Genomic DNA, 530 nt, shown 5'->3' on the forward strand with positions numbered 1-530 from the left:
TCGTCTTTTCGTCATCGATGTGCGTAAAATTGTAGTAATTCTGCAAAAGAGGGCGTTTGGAATGATGAATCACACTGGCCCCATAAACCAATACTTCAGCAGGAATCTCTAAGATTTCTGGCATCTTGAAAAGCTCTGCAGATGGGATTTCTCGAGCAAGAACTGCTTCTGAAGCACCAGCCTTTTGTCCCCAGAAATTAATCTGACGGCTACTTGTCACCATAGTTGAAGCATCATAAATTGTTTTAAAGCTGTAGCCATCCCGCTTCAATACATAAAAGACGCCTGCATCTCCTACCGTGATATAATCGACGTTAATCGAAGCAAGGAAATCTAAAAATGGTTTGATACGATCCATCATGTCTTGGTGCATCAAGGCATTGACAGCCACTGTCATTTCCTTACCTGCCGCATGGACTAGATCAGAAATTCGACTTAATTCGTCATACGAGAAAGTGTGAGGAAGTCGTAATCCAAATTCCTTTTCGCCGACATAAATACGGTCCACACCTACTTCTAGAAGGGCTTGA

General features: G+C 42.5%; 1 protein-coding gene. It reads right to left on the bottom strand.

All coding sequences use genetic code 11. The features are described 5' to 3' along the window. Positions 1-530: peptidase U32 family protein (locus ACLOR3_RS07820; RefSeq protein WP_412037120.1), on the bottom strand; the 530-nt coding region annotated here is incomplete at both ends.

This window comes from Streptococcus intestinihominis (assembly GCF_046824975.1).
Taxonomy (GTDB): Bacteria; Bacillota; Bacilli; order Lactobacillales; family Streptococcaceae; genus Streptococcus.